The sequence below is a fragment of the Oleiphilus sp. HI0067 genome (genome assembly GCF_001635735.1).
Genome location: NZ_LWFI01000503.1, coordinates 1 through 1,046 on the forward strand (window position 1 = coordinate 1; position 1,046 = coordinate 1,046).

General features: G+C 46.6%; 2 protein-coding genes and 1 pseudogene. 2 read left to right on the top strand and 1 reads right to left on the bottom strand.

Annotated features, from left to right (window positions below):
* Both hslU and A3739_RS05980 read left to right on the top strand, forming a co-directional pair.
* A pseudogene (hslU, locus tag A3739_RS05975) lies at positions 1-266 on the top strand (HslU--HslV peptidase ATPase subunit); the annotation flags it as partial.
* Positions 267-282: 16 nt separating this feature from the next.
* A complete protein-coding gene (locus A3739_RS05980; RefSeq protein ID WP_068473934.1) occupies positions 283-621 on the top strand; it encodes a gamma-butyrobetaine hydroxylase-like domain-containing protein in 339 nt (112 codons plus the stop codon).
* Between the two features lie 14 nt (positions 622-635).
* Here the strand turns inward: A3739_RS05980 and A3739_RS05985 are convergent.
* The coding region (locus A3739_RS05985; protein WP_304440263.1) for a putative PEP-binding protein at positions 636-1,046 on the bottom strand (411 nt) is incomplete at its 5' end.

Genomic DNA, 1,046 nt, shown 5'->3' on the forward strand with positions numbered 1-1,046 from the left:
TCGCTCTGATGGCAACCGAAGGCGTCAAACTAAGTTTCAATGATGATGCGATCGAACGTATCGCGCACATTGCTTGGAAAGTGAACGAAAGCACCGAGAACATCGGAGCACGACGATTGCACACAGTATTAGAGCGCCTTCTTGAGCAAATATCTTACGACGCGGGCGACAGCGTAAGAGAGCAGTTTGAAGTGACCGCTGCGTATGTTGACGAACAGCTCAACGAAGTGGCAGAAGACGAAGACTTAAGTCAATACATTCTATAGACGGCGAACTCTTAAGATGATCCCAACGCGCATTGAACTCAAAAAACAGTCTCGTACACTCGCCTTATCTTATGCCGATGGCGACTATGCACTGAGCTTTGAGTTATTGCGCGTATTATCGCCCTCTGCTGAAGTGCGCGGCCATGGCAAACCCATCCTACAACACAGTAAAAAGTCAGTGCAGTTAGTCGGCATAGAACAAGCCGGTAATTATGCCCTCAAGCTTAGCTTCGATGACGGACATGACTCGGGATTGTACACGTGGGACTACTTACGAAAACTTGCTTTAGAACAAACAAGTCTGTGGCAGGATTATCTCGATCAACTTAGCGATGCGGGATTAAGCCGAGAATAAGACTTTTCGAGAGATTATAAGGCCGCGGAAGATTTCACTTCAGCTAAACGAGACCTACGTAAGAATCTATCAAAACCAGCCTCTTTTAGTGCTAGCGTTAATGTACTCTCAACAATGTACGAAGAATCAAGCATCAAGACCTCTTTCAACAAGTCTTGCGCCCACTCCAAACTCACGCCTCGCAACACAGCTTTTACGCGTAATAGATTCGAAGCATTCATCGAAAGGGCGTCATAACCCATAGCCATAAGCAATAATGCGCCAGCCGGATCACCCGCTAGCTCGCCACAGATACTTAACTGAACATGCATACCCTTAGAATCTTGCGCGATCTTGTACAAAGCTTGAAGAACTGCAGGATGGAATGAATGATATAAAGGCGCAACACGCGGATTGTTACGATCTACAGCCAGCAAATACTGCGT

Coding starts and splice junctions, on each gene's coding strand:
- A3739_RS05980 (WP_068473934.1), top strand. CDS start 283: ATGATCCCAACGCGCATTGAACTCAAAAAACAGTCTCGTACACTCGCC.